We start from the raw sequence: 19,889 nt of genomic DNA on the forward strand, positions 1-19,889 counted from the left end.
TGAGTAGGGCCCCGCTGGGGCGGTCGCCCCTCTCAACCCTGCGGTATGAGCGCCGCGCCCGTGACCTCGGCGATCTGGCACGGGCGGCCTCGCCGCGGGAACAAGCCCTGTCAGGTTCTATCAGGCTTGCGAGCCAGCAGGCAGGCGTGCGGCCTGTTCACCCGTCCGCCGGGCTCTTGCTCCAGCCTCGCGGTGACCACGAGTCCGGCCTGCGCCAGCAGGCCGACCATGTGGTCCAGTGGCAGGAGGTACGACTCGTAGGAGACGGGACGGCCATAAGCCTGCGTCGGCTGCAGCCGTGCATCGCCGACATAGTCTCCCCAGAGCAGGTAGCCGCCGGGCGCGAGCGTGCGGTGGAACTCGGCGAACACCGCTGGCAGCCACCGCGGGGGTGTGTGGTGAGTGGAGTACCAGGCCAGGATGCCGCCGAGCTCGTCCTCCCTCATCTCCATGGCGTTCATCGAACCCTCGGTGAACCGCAGGTTCGGATAGGCCTGACGAGCCAGCCCAATCATCTTCGGTGACAGATCGACGCCGAAGGCGGGCACCCCCAGTCCGGCCAGGTGCACCGTCACACGGCCGGGGCCACACCCCATGTCCGCGACCGGCCGCAGACCAGCCGACTGCACGAGCTCGGCAAACCCCGCCAGCATTGCGCGTGACAGCGGGTCCATCTCGGCGGGAGGTGGAACGCGTTCGACGTAATCAGCTGCGATCGTGTCGTACGACTCGCGCACGGCGGTCAGAAAAGAAGGCTCAACCATGCGGGCGACCCTAGGTGTACTCGGCCGTCACGTTGGTGGCACATGGCCGTCGGTAGTTGATCAGGGGGGACCTCCGGGCGTAGTGGAGACAGCCGTCTTCACTCACCTCGGAGGTCCTGGTGGCTCACGCTAATGCCCGGCTGACCTTTCACGGCAGATGCCTGCTGGTGCGCCGTGTCGTACTGGACGGGCGTCCGGTCGCTCACGTCGCGAAGGAACTCGGCGTATCCCGCCAGTGCGCTCACCGCTGGGTGAACCGCTACCGCGCCGAGGGCTGGTCCGGGCTTGCAGGACCGCAGCAGCAGCCCGCACCGCCGTCCCACCCGCACGCCCGCAGCCGTCGAGCGCCGCGTGCTCAAGGCCCGCCGCACACTGCGACGCGGACCGGACGCCCTGGCCGAGCACACCGGCGTCGCCGCCCGGACGGTCAGCCGGATCCTCCGCCGCCACCAGATGCCACCACTGGCCGCCTGCGCCCCGCTGACCGGTCAGGTCATCCGGACCAGAGCCAGCGGCCAACGCTACGAACACGCCCAGCCCGGCGACATGATCCACGTGGACGTCAAGAAGCTCGGCAAGATCCCCGCCGGCGGCGGCCATCGCGCTCACGGCCGCGGTGAACGGCCCGGATCGCTCCGGGGGCTGGGATACGGCTACGTCCACGCGGCCGTCGACGACACCTCGCGCCTCGCCTACGCCGAGATCCTTCCCGACGAGAAGGGCGCGACCTGCGCGGGCTTCCTCACCCGCGCGGCCCAGTTCTTCCACGCCCACGGCATCACCCGCATCGAGCGGGTCATGACCGACAACGCCAAGAACTATCGGATCTCGCACGACTTCCAGGCCGCTTGCCAAGCGCTCGGCGCACGGCAGAAGTTCACCCGCCCACACTGCCCGTGGACCAACGGAAGGGTCGAACGGTTCAACCGCACCCTGCAGACCGAATGGGCCTACCGAAAGGTCTTCACCAGCAACGTCCAACGCACCCGAGCACTCGCACCCTGGCTCGACTTCTACAACACCGGCCGCCGACACACCGCGCTCGGCGGCCGGCCCCCGATCAGCCGACTGTCACCAACGTCATGACCAAGTACACCTAGGCCAGAGAGCTGACAGGCATGTCCCGGAGAACGCGCTTCGCACCATGGCGAGTCAGTGACCGTCACTGAGCTGATGCGAACCGCCCTGCCCATGGAGGCAAGTACGCCTTGACAATTCCAAATTGTCAAGGCGTACTTGCCTCCATGACTCTTCCGGATCTGGACGATCTCATTGCGGAAGTCGACCGGCGATGCGACACCGCGCACCGCCCCGGCGGTCAGGAACAGCCCGATTGGCTGGCTCTGCTGACCGTCGCCGCCCAACTCGCAGGCCAGATTCAGGCACTGGCGGACGACCTGGTCGAGGACTACGTCGAGCACTGTCGGATGCACGGCTCCTCATGGACCGACATCGGCGCCGCCCTGGGCGTGACCCGACAGGCGGTCCAGCAGCGCTTCCACGCACCCCACAAGCGCTACAGCCCCGAGACAATGACCGACGATCTCCGCCAGGCGATGGTCCACGTCAAGCAGGCAGCGGTGCACCACCGCAACAACTACATCGGCACCGAGCACCTGCTTTGGGGACTGACCGTGGAGGACAACAGCGCCACCCGGCTCCTGCAGACCGCGAACGTACCGCCGGAAACCGTCCGCCGGTCAGTCGCCACCCGGCTGAGCATGGGGGCCTCCCAGGCAGCCGAACGGATCGCCTGGACGCCCTACTCCCGTAAGGCGATCGCGATCGCTGAGGCCAGAGCCGAGCGGAACGGATCCGACCGTATCGACTGCGACGACCTGCTCGTTGGTCTCGCCCAGGTGGGCCGCGGAGTCGCCGCCGACGTCCTGGTCGAAGCGGGCTTCGACTCGGCGACCATCGACGCCACACCAACTGGCGCCTGAGCCCATACGGCCCCAGGCGACCCCCACCAGACAGACTGGCCATTCCGTTGCCGGGCGCCCGCGTCGCCCTCGTCGTGGGCGACGTCATGGGGCACTCGATGACCTCCGCCGCGATCATGGGACAGCTGCGCACCACCGCGCAGACCCTCGCGGGTCTGGACCTGCCTCCGCAGGAGGTGCTGCACCACCTGGATGAGCAGGCGCAGCGGCTCGGGCCGGACCGCCTGGCGACCTGCCTGTTCGCCGTGTATGACCCTGTGGCTCATCAGATCACCATCGCGAGCGCCGGTCACCCACCGCCCGTACTGCTACACCCCGGCGGGGGGGCCGAGGTACTGCGCGTGCCGCCCGGCGCGCCTATAGGTGTCGGTTGGGTGGACTTCGAGGCAGTGGTGTTGGACGCGCCGGCGGGGGCGACGCTGCTGCTGTACACGGACGGGCTTGTCGAGTCCCGGCTGCGGGACGTGTGGACAGGCATAGAGCCAGCTGCGGGAGAGGCTCGCCGCGACCGCGCACCTGATCGGGCCGGACCAACCGCTGACGCTGGAAATGTTGTGTGACGAGGCACTCGATCTGCTCACCCCGGGGGAGCGGGACGATGACATCGCGATGCTCGCGGCCCGCTTCGATGGGATCGCACCCGGCGATGTCGTGTACTGGTACTTGGAGCCGGAGGAGCAGGCGCCGAGCCGAGCCCGGCACCTGGCCCGAAGTGCGCTGCTCGGCTGGGATCTGGAGGAGATGACGGATGCGTTTGAGCTGCTGATCAGTGAGGTCGTGACCAACGCGGTGCGGTATGCGACTCGACCGGTGACCTTGCGCTTGCTGCGTACGGAGGTACTGAGATGCGAGGTCTTTGACGACGTACCGCAACTGCCACGGATCCGGAGAGCCGACGAATTGGACGAGGACGGACGCGGACTGTTCATCGTCAATCGCCTGGCCAAACGATGGGGGGCGACACGGCTCTCCAGCGGAAAGATCGTCTGCTTCGAAGTGGCGCTACCGGTCTCCGGCGAACGCGAAAGCTGAATGGGTGGCGGCGACGCAGCATGCTTGTGGCCCACACCTATAAGGGCGGCGGAGGCTGTGCGGGCCGGTCAAGCCCAGGATTCCAGCCGGGCAGAAGCGTTTTGCCGCCAACGATCAGTAATCAACCCACCGCGTGGAGTGGTTCGAGCTACCTGTGGGCTGGGAAGTTTCGCGGTGACGGGGAGGGCTGGCCGGTGGTTCTGTCGATCAATGTTGCTGTTCTGCTGGCGGTCATCATCGTCGTGCGGCTGCGGCGGCGTACGGAGGCCCGGAGCCGGAACGACGAGAAGCTGACCGTCGTGATCGTGTTGGTCTTCGGCGTGCTGATCGCCCCGACTGCGTTCGGTCAGACCGTCTTCGATGTCGTTGGCCAACTCGCGCAGAGTGTTACCCAGTCGGGCAGCCCCTGAGCTTGTTGTTTAACCTCCGGTGCCTGTGGCGTCGCGGAGTCGAGTGCTCGGGCAGAGGTAGAAGAGTTCGGGATCTCCCTCATCCAGACCATGGAGCAGACCGACCGGGAGCCAGCTGGCGCGTTGTAGTAGTTGCTGCATGGGGTGGTTGGAGACGTTGGTTGAGGTGAACAGCTTGGTGGTGGTGCATACGGTCTCGACGGCCGTGAGGAGACGTGCGCCCACACCTCGTCGGCGGGCGCTGGGGGCGACCATCAGCATGGTGACGAAGCCCTGCTCGAAGAAGGTGTACTCCAGCACGCTGTAACCCAAGGGTTCGGATGAGTCTCGGGCCATGAGGACCGCGCCCTGTTCGCACCAGTGCCGGATGTTGTCCCGGCGTGTGTGGTCGCCTGCTGCCGCGACGGAATCGATCTTGGCTAACGCGGCCCAGTCCGATGGATCCGCGCGGTCCACTTGAAGCCCGCTGAGGTTCTCGACGTCCATGGGATGCATCGTGGCAGCGTATGGGCGGTTGGTGCTCGCCCATTGGGTTCGGCGGGGCTTGGTTCCCTTCTTGTGGTGTGCGGGGCGGCTGTATGCCTCGCCGGTGGTGAGGACACGTCCCACCTCGTGCCGGGTGGCTGGGCGGCGGTTCTTAGAACTTTTAGCGGAATGACGCTTTGAGGTCGGCTCCTCGTAGTGAGGTGCTGTCGGAAGCATGGGGCGATGGACTTCGAGCTTCTCTGCAACAAGTCGACAGGCGCTGTGTGCCAGTGCGAGAAGTCAATCCTGCGCAAGCCGGAGTCGTCCGAGAGAGCGTTCATCGGCGAGCCACTCATCGGCCTCATGGTCGACGATGAGGCCACGCAGTCCTGCCCGCAGCTCAGGTTCCAGGTGATCGCAGGCGGCTGTGAACGTCCGCAGGTCGTCGGCGCTGGCCAGCAGGGTCAAAAGCTGGAGAACCTGGCCACTGTGGTCACGCGGGATGCTCAGGAGATCGGCGGCTGCCAGGACCGTGCCGCTGACAAGATCCCGGCTGGGGAAGCGCTGCAAGGCGCCGTAAACGGCTTGGTGGGCGCCGTAGTCCTCCTCCGCACGGAGCGAAGCGATCAGGGCGCAAACAGTGTGGGGACCCTCGGTGCCGTCGGCCATGTCCGCAAGCGCAATGTATCGGTCGTAGCGGCGTCCGGCCTCGTCGTCGGAGACGGAGGTGTCGCCGTCCTGGACAAGGTCGCCCGTGGCAAGCAGCTCTTGCCGCCATGCATCGAAGTCACCGAACGGCATAACTGCTCCTCCTCGTGGCTGCCCTCAGGGCTACGGCGGGCTCGGCCTCGGACATTACCGAGCAGTCGTTCGGCGGCCTTCCGGCAGGTGCACGATGGAGAGCTGTGACAGGCGTCGCCAGCAGATGAGTGCGCATCCCGGAGTGAGGAAGGCTTCGTGGATGTCGTCGCGGATCTCCCAGCGGATCCGCAGGCGGCGGAACCAGTGCAGATGAGCGAAGGCGCGCTCCACAACCCGGCGCTGGGTTCCGAGTCCGGAGCCGTGTTCGGTGCCTCGTCGCGCGATCAGTGGCTTCGTGCCGAGCGCGCGGATGGTCGGTGATCAGGTGGTGCTTGCTGCCGCTTCTGCCCCGGTCAACAGGACTTCGTCCCGTCTTGGGGCCCCTTTTAGCGCCCGGATGTGGGAGCCGTCGACCGCCGCCCGGGAGAAGTCCAGGGCGTCTGCGTTGCGGAGCTTGGCCAAGAGCGCTACGTGGAGCCGGCGCCACACGCCGGCCTCGGTCCACTCGGCCAGGCGACGCCAGCACGTCATGCCCGAACCCAAGCCGAGTTCCTGCGGCAGGTGTTTCCAAGCGATCCCGGTATGCAGGACGAACAGGATGCCCTGGAACACCAGTCGGTCCCGATGACGCTTTCGCCCGGGATGACGAGTGCGACGTTCGACTTTGGGCAGCAGCGGTTCAATCGCCGCCCACAGTTCGTTCTCGACATGCCACGGCTTCGGCCGAGCCACTTCACACCCCCGGATCAACGATCTCCGAGCGATCCAACCACCTCGAAGATCATTTCGTTAGGAGTTCTAAGGGGCGGCACATCCTCGGCCCTTGGGGGGCCTCCGATGCACCGACGGGGCCGGAGGTGATCGGGCGGCTGCGGCTTGCTGGGTGTTGTCAAGGGGCAACGTGGCTGGGGCCGGTGGGGGCTGACGGAGGCACACGTGGCGGGTGGTTCGTCGGCTGCGGTCGCGTCGTGGCGTGCTTTCGTGGGCTGAGGATGGGGGAGGGGACGAGGCATTGTGCCGACCGGTGGGAGTGGGTACGGATGTGAGCGCCCCGTAGGGAGGCGTTTAGCAATGCCGTGCGCGACTGCTTTTCAGGGCACGGTGTGTGCGAGGACTGCTGCAGGTGACAGCCGGTGCTACTGCTAAAGAGAGCGCAGGCATCGAGAGCACCCTGACCTGCAGGAACACCCATGTCCATCCAGACCTGGTGATCTGGCACCCAGTCCACACCATCGTGCATCCGGTTTCTGAGGGCAGGGCAGACAGTTTGATGAGCCTGAGTGCCCATGTCTTGAGAACTCGGACCACGGTTGAAGGATCCGACCAGATTGACGTCAGGTCCATCAGCAGGTGTCCGGTCCAGGCCGGGAGGATGAGTGAGGGATCGGCGTCAGGTTGAGCGACACGCCCTGGGGGCAGGGTTCATGGACTCCGTGCTCATGTACGTTAAGTTCATCTGGTCGGCCTGAGGGCCGCGGCTCATGCACGTCGACGCAATGCCCAGCTACGGAGGGCCCGTTGGGAGCAGCACGCAGACTCGTCGATGCGGACACGGGCGAGGCCATCCCATATGCGCCCTATGCCTTCTCCGGCGAACATATCCAGGTCGACAAGGCGAGAGTCGCAGCGATCACTGAGAGCAAGGAATTCACCCCGAGCCAGAAGTATCTGGTGCTGTGGTGGATCGGGGTCTCTCCGCAGGGCATGGCACCGTTGAGGGCGACCGGCGCGGACATCGCCAAGAAGGTCGGGATGACCGCCGACGCCGTTGGCAAGATCAACCGGAAACTGCTCAAGCGCCGCATCCTGATCGAGCGCGGTCGGATCGGCAACTACAGGCTCTACCGGATCAGCCCGTACATTGCCTTTCACGGGACCGGGATCGAGCAACGGGAAGCGATCAAGACGTGCAACCCGCCGGACATCCCCGGCTTCGACAACACGTCCCCTTCGTGGCAGGAGGCCCAGTGAACAACGACGACAAGCGAAAGCTCCTGGACGTCCTCCACCGCACCGCCGGCATGACCGCCAACCAGCGCCTGGTCGTCATGCTCTACGCGGTACATCCCACCGACCGCGCCGGCGCCGTCATCGAGACCGGCGCCAACCTCGCCAAGCTCGTCGGCATGTCCCCGACCGTCTTCTCCCGCACCCGGCGCCAGGTCGTGGAGGCCGGATGGCTCGAGGAATCCGAGCGCCTCGCACACATCAGCTACTACCGGCTCAGCGAGAAGAGCACCGGCGAGGACGTTGTCGTTCCTCTGCGCCGCGCAACCTGAACGGTTTCAAGAACCAGAACTCATGTACGTGAGGTCAATGAGAACCGATCCCGGGGTCGGTTCTCATTGACCTCACGTACATGACGGCCCGGGCGGCGGGCTGACGAGAGCAACCGGATGCCCCAGTCACCCTTTTCCTGGTTGGCTGGTCGGGACGGCCAGGACGATGCCGTACTTGTAGTGGATGAGCCCGCCGCTCTCGGTGAAACGCGAAGCCGGGGGGGGATCTCGCCAGTCTGGAAGTTCGCCATCAATGCTCCCTGGAGGAGTTGCGAAGCAGTCAGGGGCTGGAGCGGCCGCGGGAGCTGGCTGGGCAGAGCGAGCCGGGGGTGGGACTGACTGCGGAGACGGTGGGGCCGGCGGTCTCGTACGTGCCGCTGTCGCGCCGCGCCTTCGGGATGGCGGCGGAAGCGGGGGAGGAGCCGTCGTCCGCCCCGATGGCGGCGACGGCGCTGGAACCGACGCGGACGATGACGTTCGAGGAGTGCAAGAAGGGCCTGGGCAGCAGCAAGGCGTTCTGTGAAGTCGCGGTTGTTCTCCAGGGGTTGGACAGCATGTCGCGGGCGGCGCGCAGCAGCTGCTCGCTGATGACGGTGGGCTCACGGCGGGCCTAGCGCTGCGCTTGCCTTGCTGAGGCACCGTCGAGCGGCTGGGTATTCGGGTTCGTCGTGGTGCCATGACTGCTCTGGGCTGACGTGCCAGCGGCGGTTGCCGATCTGGCGGACATGCGTTGTCCCGGGGCAACAGTCCCCGGACAACGGCCGTGTTAGCTGTGCTGAACCCACCACAGGACGAGCGGGACCAGTGTGGACCCTGCGGCGGTGGCGGCTCCCTTGACGACACCAAGGACTGCGGTTCGGATCAGTTCCCGCCCGGTCGTGCCGACGCCGTCGGCGATGCTCCTGCGGCCCGGCGCACCGACTCGTAGTCATCTGCGCTGAGCACCTTCAAGTCCATGGCGAGCCGTCTGCGGTCAACTGCGAGCAGAGCCAGGGACGCAGGGGCTGCGGGACTGAGACTTCTTTGGTCCCTGTTGTTCAGTCCCTGGAGAAAGCGCAGTTCAGACGGTTACGAGGCCCTAGAAAGGGACTGAAGGGACTGAATCTCTCTATTATGAGCCATTCCCGCATGCGTGTATGCGCGAGCGCGCGCGTATCTTTCCCCATGTACATAGTTAGCTGATAATTGCGAGTTTCAGTCCCTTCAGTCCCTTCCGGGAGGCCCACAGCCGTCCTGACCTGCACTTTCTCCAGGGACTGAACAACAGGGACCAAAGGGTCCGGTAAGTCCCTCCGTCCCTCCGTCCCTTCGTGGGGTGCCCGGCTACTCCCGGACCCTCCCCCGCCCTCGGGTTCAGTCCCTGGCGTGAGTGGGGCATTTTTCCCATGGGTTGCGCCTAGGAGTGGCTCAAGGGACTGTAGGGACCGGGCAGCTGATATGCCGCCACGCGGGGGAGCTGCCATCCACCGCCGCGCCTGGGTCCTAGACTCTCTTTCGAAACACAGTCCCTCCAGTCCCTTGGGTCTCTCGCTCCAGCACTGCACCAGCTGGCCTGTCAGGGGCCGAGGGACGGGAACCCACGAAGAAGGACAGACCCGTGGCCGGCCGTAGCGTGACGAGAGTGCCAGCAGGCCATGCCATGCCTGCCACACCGCACGCCGTCGCGCGGTGGTGCGCGGAGCAAGGCTGGCCCGTGCACCCCCTCGCGGCCGGGCGCAAGACGCCTGCGGGCAACTGCGCGGCCTGCAGGGGGCAGAACCACCAGCCAGCAAACTGTGCTTGTCTCCCCGCAGGCCGTCCGTGCCATGGTTTCCATGCCGCCACGACCGACACCACGCGCATCGACGCCTGGTGGTCCCGTACGCCGTCCTGGGGCGTCGGCGTCGCCTGTGGGGGAGCGGACCTGATCGTCATCGATGTCGACGCCCACTCCGCGCCGGTCCCCGACCGCGACCGCCTGCTTCCCGGCATCGCCATCCATGACTCCGTCAATCTGCGGGGGCTGGCCTCAGGCTTCGACACCCTCGCGCTCCTGGCGGCCCTTCGCGGACAGCCCAGCCCCGCCGACGACGACAGCACCCTGCGAGTGCGGACCCCGTCGGGGGGCCTGCACGTCTGGTATCGCAATCCCCACCCGGCCACCCGGTTCCGTTGCTCGACCGGGTCGAGTTCCAAGGTCGCCCTGGCCTGGCAGGTCGACGTACGGGCGGACGGCGGCTACATCGTCGCCCCCACCACCCGTACCCCGCAGGGCACGTACGTGCGTGAAGGGGCGACCCGGTTGCCCGCGCCGCTGCCCGAATGGCTCGGTGAAGAGTTGGTGAGGACCGGCCACGTGATCCAGCCCCCCAAGGTCCGCCCCCGGCCCGCGGTCTCCCGGGCCCGACGTTCCCGGGCCGGCGCCCGCGGACAAGGAGTCCTTGACCCCTTGCTCCACGCGGTCGCCGAGTGTGCGGCCACGCGTGAGGGCGCTGCCTTCACCGAGAAGCTCAACAAGGCCGCCTACACCGCCGGAGGCCTCACGGCAGCCGGACATCTCGATGAGCAGACCGCCCGGTCTCTCCTGCTCCAAGCCGCCGAGGCCGCGCGGCCCTGGCAGAGCGCCCGCAACGAACGCATCATCAACGACGCCCTTGCCGCCGGGGCAGCCCGCCCGCTTCACCTCGAAGGACGTTCATGAGCAGCGCCGGAACCCCGCGCTTCGACGCCAGTGCCGCTGCTCAGCAGATGCTGGACCTCGAGCAGGCGTCCTCCCCGCCCGCAGCCCTGCCCGCCCAGACCAACACCTCGCAGTCGCCTCCTTCCTGGGCGCAGTCGGCCCCCCTCCCCGGCACACTCACCGACCGGGGCAACGCCAAGCTGTTCGTCAAGCTCTACCGCGACCAGTTCCGCCACGTCGAAGGCCTGGGCTGGTTCTCCTGGGACGGCTACCGCTGGAAGCGCGGCGGGGGTGAGAAGGCCGCCCTGTGGGCTGCGGGCGAGATGGCCGAGGACATGCCGGACAGCGACCCGCGCGGGCTGTTCAGCGACCGTGAACTCCACCATCACAAGAAGCGCACCCTGTCCACCACGGGGATGAAGGCACTCCTCACCCAGGCCAAGGCATCCCCGGACCTGTCCGTCGACCCCGACACCCTTGACGGGGACCCCTACTCGCTGTGCACCCCCGCCGGTGTCGTGGACCTGCACACCGGCCTGCTGCGCAAGCCCGACCCCACGCGCGACTTCCACTCCCGCGCCACGAGCGTCGCCCCGCAACAGACCCCCACCCCCCGCTGGCACCGCTTCCTGCACGACACCTTCGGCGACGACGCCGAAGGCCAGGAGATGATCGGCTTCCTGCACCTGCTGCTCGGCTACTCCATCACCGGCGACGTCGGCGCCCAGGTGCTGCCCTTCCTGCACGGACACGGCAAGAACGGCAAGAGCGTCCTCCTCGACACCATGATCCAGATCCTGGGCGACTACGCCGACGCGGCTCCGCCCGGCTTCCTCATGGACCGCGGCTCGTTCTCCGAGCACTCCACCGAACTCACCGAACTCCACGGGCGCCGCCTCATCGTCTGCAGCGAACTCAAGCCCAACGACAAGTTCGACGAAGCCCGCGTCCGGCTCCTGACCGGCGGGGACAAGATCAAGGCGCGCCGGATGAGGCAGGACTACTTCTCCTTCACTCCCACGCACCACCTCTGGCTCCTCGGCAACCACCGCCCCGAAGTATCCACCGGCGGCTTCGCGTTCTGGCGCCGTATCCGCCTGCTGCCCTTCGAACGCACCGTCCCCGACCACCGCAAGATCGACAACCTGGCCTTCGAACTCGTCCGTGACGAGGGCCCCGGCATCCTGCAGTGGCTCATCGAGGGCGCCCGCCGCTACCTGTCCACCCGTGACAACCTCGAAGGACCCGACCGTGTACGCATCGCCACCACCGCGTACGCCAACACCGAGGACCACATCGGCCGCTTCCTCACCGAATGCTGCACCCGCGATCTCGAGGCCCACCCCGACCTGCGCGTCGAACAGGGCCTGCTCTACACCGCCTACGCCTCCTGGTGCAGCACCGGCGAAGGCATCCGCCCTGCGGGCACCCGCGCCTTCGCCACCCGCGTACGACAGGAAGTCGGCCTCGCCTCACCCTCCGACATGATCAAATCCAACGGCCGCAAGTACTACCCGGGCCTCGCGCTCCTGGACCATCCCTCATGAGCCAACTCCCGCGCCGGACCGGCGAGCTGACCCTCCTCTGCACCGGTCATCAGCACACCCGGCATGACACCCGACGTTCTTCACCCGCCCGCGCGCGCCGGGCTTACCATGAGACTGCGGGACCGCGTCCGGCAGCGGGCGGCACACCACACGACGAGGCGAACCACCGCCCGGCCCGGCAGACGAAGGAGGGGCAGCAGCCATGAGCTCGCTACTGACCGAGGGCGATCTCACCCACGAGGAGCACGTCGTGTGGCTGGAAGACCCCGAGAACCTCGACTACGTCCGCCAGGCCCTCGACAAGACCCGGCGCCGGAACACCAAACCCCCCTACGCGCGCGACGGCCGCATGGTCGGCTACGCCCTCCTCGACGACCAGGCGGAACCCGACCCGGACAGCGGCCTGTACAAACGCCGTGTCTTCTTCCTCCTCCCGCACGACCGCGACAGCCTCCCCGGCGGCCTGTACCGCGAGGGCGCTCCCGGCGAAGCCGTGGACCCGCGCACCATCGACGTGAAGAAGGTCGGAGAGAAGACCCCCCGCTCGCAGAGCGGACCCGGTGCCATAACCGGCCTGCGCTCCTGACCAGCCGGCCCGGCCAAGACCCGGGCCCCGCCCATTCGTTCGGTCAGATCCGCCAGGAACGGATGCGGTCCGCCGCGTCGTATCCGTCGGCGAGGCCGGCGTCGATGTCGCGGGCCAGGTTGATCAACGCGCCGTACGGCGGGTCGACAGCCTCACCGGCGGCGTCCATGTACGCCGTGACGAGCGCCGCGCCGTAGAGGGCGTTACGGGCCGGCAGGGGGCGCAGCCGGATGACGGCGTGCATGAGGGCCGCCGCGCGCCAGGCGTTGTCGACAGCGACACCTACCTGGGGCGTGTTCACCCGGTGGCGTGCGACGGCGGCCACGAGGTTGGAGAAGTCATGGACCGACGGGTGCTTGGGCAGCACGTCCGCCTGCCGCTCCAGCAGCCAGCGGATGTCGACGTGGAGCTCCATGGTCAGGCGGCAGCCTGACCGGAGGCGTCCAGCCGCGCGGGGGAGTCCTCCGGGAAGGCCGCGTCGAACGCACCCGCGTTGTCGGCGACGAACGCGCGGAAGACCTCGGTGGCGCTCTCCAGCCGGGGGTCGCGGAGCGCGTCGCGCGCGGCCTCGGTGATGAGCGCGGTCACCGTGGTGTCCTCGGCCGCGGCGCGCTCCTGCAACTGGGCGTGAAGTTCCTCGGAGACCCGGATCGTCACTGACTTCGACATACTCCGACCGTACAGCAAGGTGTACAGCAGGCCCAGCGGTCCGGGGCTCGGGCCATGGTGACGGTGAGGGTCGCGTCTTCCCGGCCGCGGCTTGGGCGGTCACGCGCACCGCAGGTCGTCGTACGCCATCCGTACGTGATGCGTACGCGAACCGTACGCATCACGCTAGAGTCTGAAACAGGAGGTGCACATGTCCGAGTTGTTCGACCGGGTCGACGCCCTGATCGCGTCCCGGGCAACGCTACCCCCGCCGTCGGAACGCAAGAGGCTGCGTCAGGCGCACGGTTTCACGCTGGACGAGGTCGCGCAGGCCCTGCAGGTGCGGCGGGCGACCGTCGGCGGCTGGGAATCGGGCAGGACCGAGCCGCGGCCGCCAGAACGGGACGCGTACGCGCGCCTGCTCGCCAAGCTCGCGGAGCTCTATCCCGCCGAAGCCGGTGCCGACGTCCGCACCCCCGCCTCCGCCCGCGTGCAGGATGAGGCCACCCCCGAGACGCCGGTGCCTGCCACGGTCACAGCCACGGAGACACGGACTCCCTCACCGGAGCCCGCACCGGATCCCTCACCGGAGCACACCTCGCGGGCGACGAGCGAACAGAACACCGGCCACCCTTCCAGGACCGCCTCGCCGCCCGCCCGCTCACGACCACCCAGCACCACCGAACAGACATCGACGGGCACGGCGGCGGGGACGCCCTCGTCGCGGCGCCCGGCCGTACAAAAGGCCGCCCCCGCCGGCACCACGGCAGACGGTGACGACTCTCGCTTCGAGAACGGTCCGCTCGCCGTCGTCGACGTCCAGGACGGCCAGGTGTACGCATACTGCGTCGGCGGACTGGTCCTGGACGTGCCCGCCAAGTCGATCCCGGCCTTGGTCGATTGGACGCTTCGGGAGGCCCGGCTGGGGCAGCCGAAGCTGTCCGGGCCGGGCAAGGACGCCGACCCGCTGCTGGTGCTGACCGAGGCCGCGCTCAAGCGCTACGGCCTGCCAGTCGCTCTCACCGACGAGGAGCGGCGCGCCGGGCGGATCCCGGAGAACCACAAGGTCGTCAGGCATTTGGCCCGCTCGGAGTGGAAGCTGACCAAGCGCGGGTTCGGACCGTGGGCGCGGATCTATCGCCCCGCCCAGGGGGCGGAGCGGGCCTGCGTCCAGCTGTGCATCCCGTCCTGGCACGCCCTCGACTCCCGCCACTGGGGCCAGGCCGCCCAGCTTCCCGCGGCCGCCCTCGCCCAGGTCCTGGGCCTCTACGCGACCAGGGTGATGACACCGCGCGGCTCCACCGCCGTGACCGGCCTGGAACTCATGACCGCCTTCCACCCACCGACCCGGGCCTCCGCGCCGGACAAGGACGGCAAGCGGCACTCCGAGCACAACCCCGGCTCGCTCGGCAGGGACCCGGTGGACTGCGCACCGTGCGAGGCCCCCGACGGGCACCCCCTGCTGAAGGACCTGCCGCGCTTCCACGTCCGCGGCCCCGGCGAGAAGCTGTTCGAGGAGGCGTGCGACTGGGCGCGTCCGCTCACCGACGACGAGTGCATGCGCCGCAACCTCGTCGGCATCGACGTGAACATGGCCTTCGCCGCCGGCGCCAACGGGCTGATCGTCGGACTCGGCGCGCCGACACATGTCGAGCGGCCGCGGTTCGACCCGAAACTCCCGGGGAGTTGGCTGGTCGACCTCAGCCACGTCGACCTGTCGCGGGTGAAGGTGGCCAAGGACAAGTGGGTGGAGCTGGACGGCGACCTGCTGCCGAGCCCGTTCACACCGAAGGGCGAACGCCCCGAGGGCCCTGCCTGGTACGCGACCCCGACCGTGGCATACGCAGTGGAACTCGGCTACGACGTGCACCCGGTCGAGGCGTGGGTGCGCCCCGACAACGGCCGCTACCTCGACAGCTGGTACCAGCGGCTGCGCGACGCCTACCTCGCCACGATGGCCGACCTCGGCGTCACCGCGGACCTGGCGCCGGAGGAGTTCCTGACGGCGATGGACGGCTACCGCGACCGTGACCCACAGCTGGCGCTGGTGGTCTCCGCGGTCAAGGCCACGGTCAAGGGCGGCCTCGGCAAGCTGCGCGAGCGGCCCCGCGGCGAAGGGTGGCGGCCCGGCGAGCCGTGGCGGGCCCTGTCCCGCCCGACCTGGCGGCCGGACATCCGCGCGGCCGTCATCTCCCGCACCCGGATCAACCTCCACCGCAAGATCGTCAAGCACGCGGCCTTCACCGGCCAGTACCCGATCGCGGTCCTCTCCGACTGCGTCGTGTACGCCACCGACGGCACATCCCCGCTGGACTTCCTGCCCTACCGGGACGGCAAGCCGCTGCCCGGCGGCTTCAAGCTCGGAGTGAACCCCGGCCTGGTCAAGTGGGAGGGCACCCAGAGCGTGCTGTGGGGCGAGGGAGTGCGCGAACAGTTCGACGCCCCCGAACTCAACCTCGCCCGCTACATCAAGGACGGCACCGTCACCGACATCGACAACGGAGAGTAGGAGAGGGCGACGATGAGCCTGTTCGGGGACGGCCTGGAAGCCGCGATGCAGAAGGCGTTCACCCGCCCGGCACCCAAGAGCGCGCCCGCGCAGATGCGGTACCTGGTCAAGCAGCTCAAGGGCACCCGGGCGGTCGCCCAGCTCCTGCGGGTCTCCCAACGCACCGTCGAACGGTACGTGAAGGACCAGATCAAAAAGCCGCGCCCCGACCTCGCCGCCCGCCTGGAGCGGGAGGTGAAGAAGCGGTGGCAGCCCCAGGTCCGGGCCAGGGCCCGCCAACGGGCGGCGACCACCGGCGGCATCATCATCGACACCCGCGCCCGTATCGGCTACACCGCGCCCATCGGTTCCACCGACGAGGACCGGCTCCGTCACCTGACGGTCGCCCTGCCGCCGCAGTACGCGGCCCGCCTCTTCGACGCCCAGGCCGCCGGGGCCACCGACCAGCAGCTCAGGGAGATCACCGCCGAAGGGCTCAAGGAGGTGTACTTCCAGGACGGCGGCCGCCGCGCCGGCCAGCTGGAGGAGGTCCGCTTCACCGACATCGACCACCTCGACTTCGACCTGTAGCTCCCCGCGAACAGCGACCCGATCCGGCCAAACGGGACCGCCGACGGTTCCGAATGCCCACCTGGCCAGGGCGCAGTGCCCGGGGCGGCGATTCCGTGCACCCGCTCCGCGACGCCCTCACTGGCGCTCAGGTCCGGCCAGGAAGGTTCGCTCGAGAGTCGCTTGAGCCGTCGGCGCGCTCAGGTGGTGGGCCGCCACGGATCGCATGACTCCGGCAGCTACTGGAGAACAGCGACAGGACGCGCCGTCGGTAGCTCTTGCCTGTGACGTAAAGCAGCAGGTCAGGTCGATATCGAGCACTGATCAGCGACCGAAGCGACCCGAGCTGTGCATATATGGGGAGTGGGACCAGCCCGTATGCGCGTGGGGGTGACATAGAGGGAACGTGAGTCGCTTCGGTCGCTGATCGGATCCTCTCAAGGCCTGTGACCTGCTTCAACGCAGTGTGGTTGGGGAAGCGACGCAAGCAACCCCGGTCGCTGGGCCGCCCCTTGAGTCGCTCGCATCCTTGCCGACGTCTTCTGGCTCAGTTCCTACACGTGTCTCCTTCCGTCACCTCCGTTTCGCTAGTCTGTTCCAGTCGTTCAGTCGCTTGAGTCGCTTATGGGGGATGCGCATGGCTGCTGAGCTGCCTTTTTTATGCAGCGACTCAGGGGGATCGGATGCCCAGGCATCAGGCGTCCCTCGTTCACTGGTCACCGCTCGATGGTGTGCGGGCCGGGGTTGGCCGGTTCATCCCCTTGCCCCGGGACGCAAGACGCCTGCGGGCAACTGCGCCCCCTGCCGGGAAGCCGACCACACCCGCGAGGCATGCGGCTGCGCCGCCGCCGGCCGTTGGTGTCACGGATTCCACGCCGCCACGCTGGACGCAACCAGGATCGAGCAGTGGTGGGGCGCTCACCCCCGCCTCGGTGTGGGAGTCGCCTGCGCCCCCGCAGGACTGGTGGTCATCGACGTCGACGCCCACGAGAGGAGGCTGCCCGACCGGAACCGTCTGCTGCCGGGCATCGGCATCCCTGACGGGATCGATCTGACCGGACTTGCCAACGGGTTCCACACGATCGGTCTGCTGGCTGCCCTGCGGGGCGTCAACAGCCCCGCCGACGACGAGAGGACCCTGCGCGTGCGAACCCCGTCCGGGGGCCTGCATGTCTGGTACCGGGTGTCCCACCGAGATCGGTGGCAAAGTTCCACAGGGTCGAGCGGTAGCCGAGCGCTGGCCTGGCAGGTCGACGTACGAGCGGGCGGTGGATACATCGTCGCCCCGGGTACCCGGACCGAGTCCGGGGTGTACGAGCCCCTGGGTGCCGTACGTGAGCCCGCTCCTCTGCCCGACTGGCTCGCCCACGAACTGGCCCGCACAGGCCACCTGCCGCCTGCGCACGTGCCCGCGCCCCGGCCTCCGGTGCCACCCCGCGCCCGGCAGGCGGTCATTGCCGCAGGAGGCGGCCGCGGGGCCGTGAGCCGAGCCCTGGCCACTGTGCTCACAGAAGTGGCCGACTGCGCCGCCGTACCCGAAGGAGCGGCGTTCTCCGAGAAGTTGAACCGCGCCGCCTACACCGCCGGGGGCTTCGTGGCCGCCGGGCACCTCTTGGAGGAGGAGGCGCAACAGGCCCTGACGAAGGCGGCCGAGCACGCCCGCCCCGGGCAGGAGCGACGCTACGGAGCCATCATCCGCAGCGGTCTGGGCGCCGGCCGACTGCGTCCGCTGTCCCTGGGAGGCCGGGCATGACCTCCCAACACGACGGCACCCTCTTCGACGCCCAGGCGGTCGCCCTGCAGATCCTCGCGCAGCCCACTGTGCCGGGGCCCCGGCGGGTGGGTGGGGACGTCCCCGCCGCACGGGGGGATGGGGAGGCGACCGCCGACGGCCTGCTGCCCGACACGCTCAGCGACCGCGGCAACGCCAAACTGTTCGTCAAGCTGTACTCCGACGACTACCGGCATGTTCCCGGCCTCGGCTGGTTCCGCTGGGACAGCACCCGCTGGCAGGTCGACGAGGACGACACCGTGATGTGGGCCGCCGGAGATCTCGCGGAGTCCCTCGCGAGTACCGACCCGCGCGGTGTGTTCACCCCCGCCGCCCTGCAGCAGCACCGCCGCCGCGCGCTCAGCACCAGTGGCATGAACGCGATGCTCACCCAGGCCAGATCCGCTCCGGGCATGGTGCTCAACGCGGCCCGGCTGGACGCCGACCCGTACGCGCTGTGCACCCCGGCCGGCATCGTCGACCTGCGCACCGGACTGATCCGTACGCCGGACCCGAACAAGGACTTCCACTCCCGCTCCACCACCGCAGCCCCGCAGCCGATGCCCACCCCGCGCTGGGACCGTTTCCTCATCGACACCTTCGGTGACGGGCCCGAAGGCGCGGAGATGATCGACTTTCTCCATCTGCTGCTGGGCTACTCCATCACCGGGGACGTCGGCGGGCAGGTCATGCCGTTCCTGTTCGGCTCCGGCCGCAACGGCAAGTCGGTGCTGCTGGACGTGCTGATGAAACTCGTCGGTGACTACGCCGACGCCGCTCCGCCAGGTTTCCTGATGGCCCGCCCGTACGAAGGTCACCCCACCGACCTGGCCGAACTGCACGGCCGCCGCGTCATCGTCTGCAGCGAGGTCAAGCCGGGCGACCGGTTCGACGAGGCCAGGGTCAAGCTGCTGACCGGCGGCGACCGCATCAAGGCCCGGCGCATGCGTCAGGACTTCTTCAGTTTCGAACCCACCCACAAGCTGTGGCTGTTGGGCAATCACCGGCCCGAAGTAGGCGCCGGCGGGTTCGCGTTCTGGCGGCGCATGCGCCTGATCCCGTTCGAGCGCGTCGTCCCCGACGACCGCAAGATCGACAATCTCGCGGACGTCCTCGTCACCGAAGAGGGTCCCGGCATCCTCAACTGGCTGATCCTGGGCGCCCGCCGCTACCTCAGCGGCGAGAAGGACCTCACCGGGCCCGAACGTGTCCGGATCGCCACCACGGCGTACGCGGAGACCGAGGACCACACCGGGCGTTTCCTCGGCGAGTCCTGCCGACTGGACCCGGACCTCAGGACGGAACAAGCGCACCTCTACGCGGCCTACAAGGTGTGGTGCCAGAATGAGGGGGCCCCGGCGGTCTCGTCCCGGGCCTTCGCCGCGCGGGTCCGAGAAGTGGTGGGACTGGCGTCGCCCAAGGAGATGATCCTGTCCAACCAGCGGAAGTACTACCCGGGCATCGGACTGGTCGCCGACGAGGAGGCAGTATGAGTGCCCTCATCGCAGAGGACGAGATCGTCCACGAGGCCGACTTCGTCTGGCTCGAGGACATTGACGGACTCGACTACGTACGCCAGAGCCTCGACCGGCTGCCGACCCGGCGGGGCAAGCCCGCCTATCACAGGGACGGCCGGATGGTCGGCTACGCGCTGCTGGCTCCCGACGCCAAGCCGTCGCGCTCCTCGGGTACGTTCCGCCGCCGGGTCTTCTGGTTGCTGCCGCACGACCGGGACACCGACCCCGAGGGCCTGTACGCGACCGGGGCACCCGCGGAGGCCGTGGACCCACGCACGCTGGCTCCCGGCATCAAGGGGCGCAAGACGGAGCGGTCCGAGGGCGGGCCGCCGTCGACGGCGATGCGGGAGCTGGGCATTACGCTGCCCCTGTGACCAGGTGCATGCGCAACACCTGGGGCCGCTGGAGT

Annotated in this window: 18 protein-coding genes and 3 pseudogenes; 15 read left to right on the forward strand and 6 right to left on the reverse strand. The window is 68.4% G+C overall.

Translation table 11 applies throughout. From position 1 onward, the window contains the following. Positions 1-110: 110 nt before the first annotated feature. Entirely contained in the window at positions 111-764 is a 654-nt protein-coding gene (locus tag K1J60_RS44660) for a class I SAM-dependent methyltransferase (protein WP_220652026.1), read from the reverse strand. Between the two features lie 119 nt (positions 765-883). Here K1J60_RS44660 and K1J60_RS44665 point away from each other — a divergent pair. From K1J60_RS44665 to K1J60_RS44680, 4 genes and pseudogenes are all read left to right on the forward strand, one after another. Beyond that, a pseudogene (locus tag K1J60_RS44665) lies at positions 884-1,850 on the forward strand (IS481 family transposase). A 158-nt stretch (positions 1,851-2,008) separates the two neighbouring features. Next, positions 2,009-2,707: a Clp protease N-terminal domain-containing protein gene (locus tag K1J60_RS44670; RefSeq protein ID WP_259408398.1), complete on the forward strand. Its 699-nt coding sequence runs from the start codon at positions 2,009-2,011 to the stop codon at positions 2,705-2,707. A gap of 38 nt (positions 2,708-2,745) precedes the next feature. Next, positions 2,746-3,739 (forward strand): annotated as a pseudogene (locus tag K1J60_RS44675) (SpoIIE family protein phosphatase); the annotation flags it as partial. A gap of 194 nt (positions 3,740-3,933) precedes the next feature. After that, positions 3,934-4,149 (forward strand): hypothetical protein, encoded by a 216-nt coding sequence (locus K1J60_RS44680; protein WP_220652027.1) that lies wholly within the window; start codon positions 3,934-3,936, stop codon positions 4,147-4,149. Positions 4,150-4,158: 9 nt separating this feature from the next. Here the strand turns inward: K1J60_RS44680 and K1J60_RS44685 are convergent, their stop codons facing one another. The 3 genes and pseudogenes from K1J60_RS44685 to K1J60_RS44695 form a co-directional block, all read right to left on the reverse strand. After that, positions 4,159-4,635 carry a GNAT family N-acetyltransferase gene (locus K1J60_RS44685; RefSeq protein WP_220652028.1) on the reverse strand — a complete coding sequence of 159 codons (477 nt, stop codon included), beginning with the start codon at positions 4,633-4,635 and terminating at the stop codon, positions 4,159-4,161. Positions 4,636-4,914: 279 nt separating this feature from the next. Then, the gene (locus tag K1J60_RS44690) at positions 4,915-5,415 is read right to left on the reverse strand and encodes a hypothetical protein (protein ID WP_220652029.1); all 501 of its coding nucleotides are present in this window, start codon (positions 5,413-5,415) and stop codon (positions 4,915-4,917) included. Positions 5,416-5,469: 54 nt separating this feature from the next. Beyond that, positions 5,470-6,147, reverse strand: a pseudogene (locus tag K1J60_RS44695) (IS5 family transposase). 786 nt (positions 6,148-6,933) lie between these two features. Here K1J60_RS44695 and K1J60_RS44700 point away from each other — a divergent pair. From K1J60_RS44700 to K1J60_RS44725, 6 genes are all read left to right on the forward strand, one after another. Then, positions 6,934-7,386: a MarR family transcriptional regulator gene (locus tag K1J60_RS44700; protein ID WP_220652030.1), complete on the forward strand. Its 453-nt coding sequence runs from the start codon at positions 6,934-6,936 to the stop codon at positions 7,384-7,386. Then, positions 7,383-7,694 (forward strand): replication initiation protein, RepL2, encoded by a 312-nt coding sequence (locus tag K1J60_RS44705; RefSeq protein ID WP_220652031.1) that lies wholly within the window; start codon positions 7,383-7,385, stop codon positions 7,692-7,694. Before K1J60_RS44700 ends, K1J60_RS44705 begins: the two co-directional genes overlap by 4 nt. Positions 7,695-7,963: 269 nt before the next feature. Next, positions 7,964-8,308, forward strand: coding sequence for a hypothetical protein (locus K1J60_RS44710; RefSeq protein WP_220652032.1), 345 nt, complete (start codon positions 7,964-7,966; stop codon positions 8,306-8,308). 1,025 nt (positions 8,309-9,333) lie between these two features. Next, a complete protein-coding gene (locus tag K1J60_RS44715) occupies positions 9,334-10,374 on the forward strand; it encodes a bifunctional DNA primase/polymerase (RefSeq protein ID WP_220652033.1) in 1,041 nt (346 codons plus the stop codon). Further along, positions 10,371-11,900: a DNA primase family protein gene (locus tag K1J60_RS44720; RefSeq protein WP_220652034.1), complete on the forward strand. Its 1,530-nt coding sequence runs from the start codon at positions 10,371-10,373 to the stop codon at positions 11,898-11,900. The genes K1J60_RS44715 and K1J60_RS44720 overlap by 4 nt, the downstream gene beginning before the upstream one ends. Positions 11,901-12,102: 202 nt before the next feature. Continuing rightward, entirely contained in the window at positions 12,103-12,486 is a 384-nt protein-coding gene (locus K1J60_RS44725) for a DUF6009 family protein (RefSeq protein ID WP_220652035.1), read from the forward strand. A 43-nt stretch (positions 12,487-12,529) separates the two neighbouring features. On the opposite strand, the gene K1J60_RS44730 is transcribed toward K1J60_RS44725, so the two are convergent. Both K1J60_RS44730 and K1J60_RS44735 read right to left on the reverse strand, forming a co-directional pair. Then, a complete protein-coding gene (locus K1J60_RS44730; RefSeq protein WP_398684405.1) occupies positions 12,530-12,901 on the reverse strand; it encodes a toxin Doc in 372 nt (123 codons plus the stop codon). A 2-nt stretch (positions 12,902-12,903) separates the two neighbouring features. After that, entirely contained in the window at positions 12,904-13,155 is a 252-nt protein-coding gene (locus K1J60_RS44735) for a ribbon-helix-helix protein, CopG family (RefSeq protein WP_220652036.1), read from the reverse strand. Positions 13,156-13,345: 190 nt separating this feature from the next. Between K1J60_RS44735 and tap the strand changes: the two genes are divergently transcribed. The 5 genes from tap (at position 13,346) to K1J60_RS44760 (ending at position 19,854) form a co-directional block, all read left to right on the forward strand. Then, the gene (gene tap / locus K1J60_RS44740) at positions 13,346-15,643 is read left to right on the forward strand and encodes a telomere-associated protein Tap (RefSeq protein ID WP_220652037.1); all 2,298 of its coding nucleotides are present in this window, start codon (positions 13,346-13,348) and stop codon (positions 15,641-15,643) included. Positions 15,644-15,655: 12 nt separating this feature from the next. Then, positions 15,656-16,213 carry a telomere-protecting terminal protein Tpg gene (gene tpg / locus K1J60_RS44745; RefSeq protein WP_220652038.1) on the forward strand — a complete coding sequence of 186 codons (558 nt, stop codon included), beginning with the start codon at positions 15,656-15,658 and terminating at the stop codon, positions 16,211-16,213. Positions 16,214-16,829: 616 nt separating this feature from the next. After that, on the forward strand, positions 16,830-17,945 hold the full coding sequence (locus tag K1J60_RS44750; protein WP_220652039.1) for a bifunctional DNA primase/polymerase: 1,116 nt from the start codon (positions 16,830-16,832) through the stop codon (positions 17,943-17,945). Then, positions 17,942-19,456, forward strand: a complete 1,515-nt coding sequence (locus K1J60_RS44755; protein ID WP_220652040.1) for a DNA primase family protein — start codon at positions 17,942-17,944, stop codon at positions 19,454-19,456. The genes K1J60_RS44750 and K1J60_RS44755 overlap by 4 nt, the downstream gene beginning before the upstream one ends. Further along, entirely contained in the window at positions 19,453-19,854 is a 402-nt protein-coding gene (locus K1J60_RS44760; RefSeq protein ID WP_220652041.1) for a DUF6009 family protein, read from the forward strand. Before K1J60_RS44755 ends, K1J60_RS44760 begins: the two co-directional genes overlap by 4 nt. The last annotated feature ends 35 nt before the right edge of the window (positions 19,855-19,889 follow it).

This window comes from Streptomyces akebiae (genome assembly GCF_019599145.1).
Classification (GTDB): domain Bacteria; phylum Actinomycetota; class Actinomycetes; order Streptomycetales; family Streptomycetaceae; genus Streptomyces; species Streptomyces akebiae.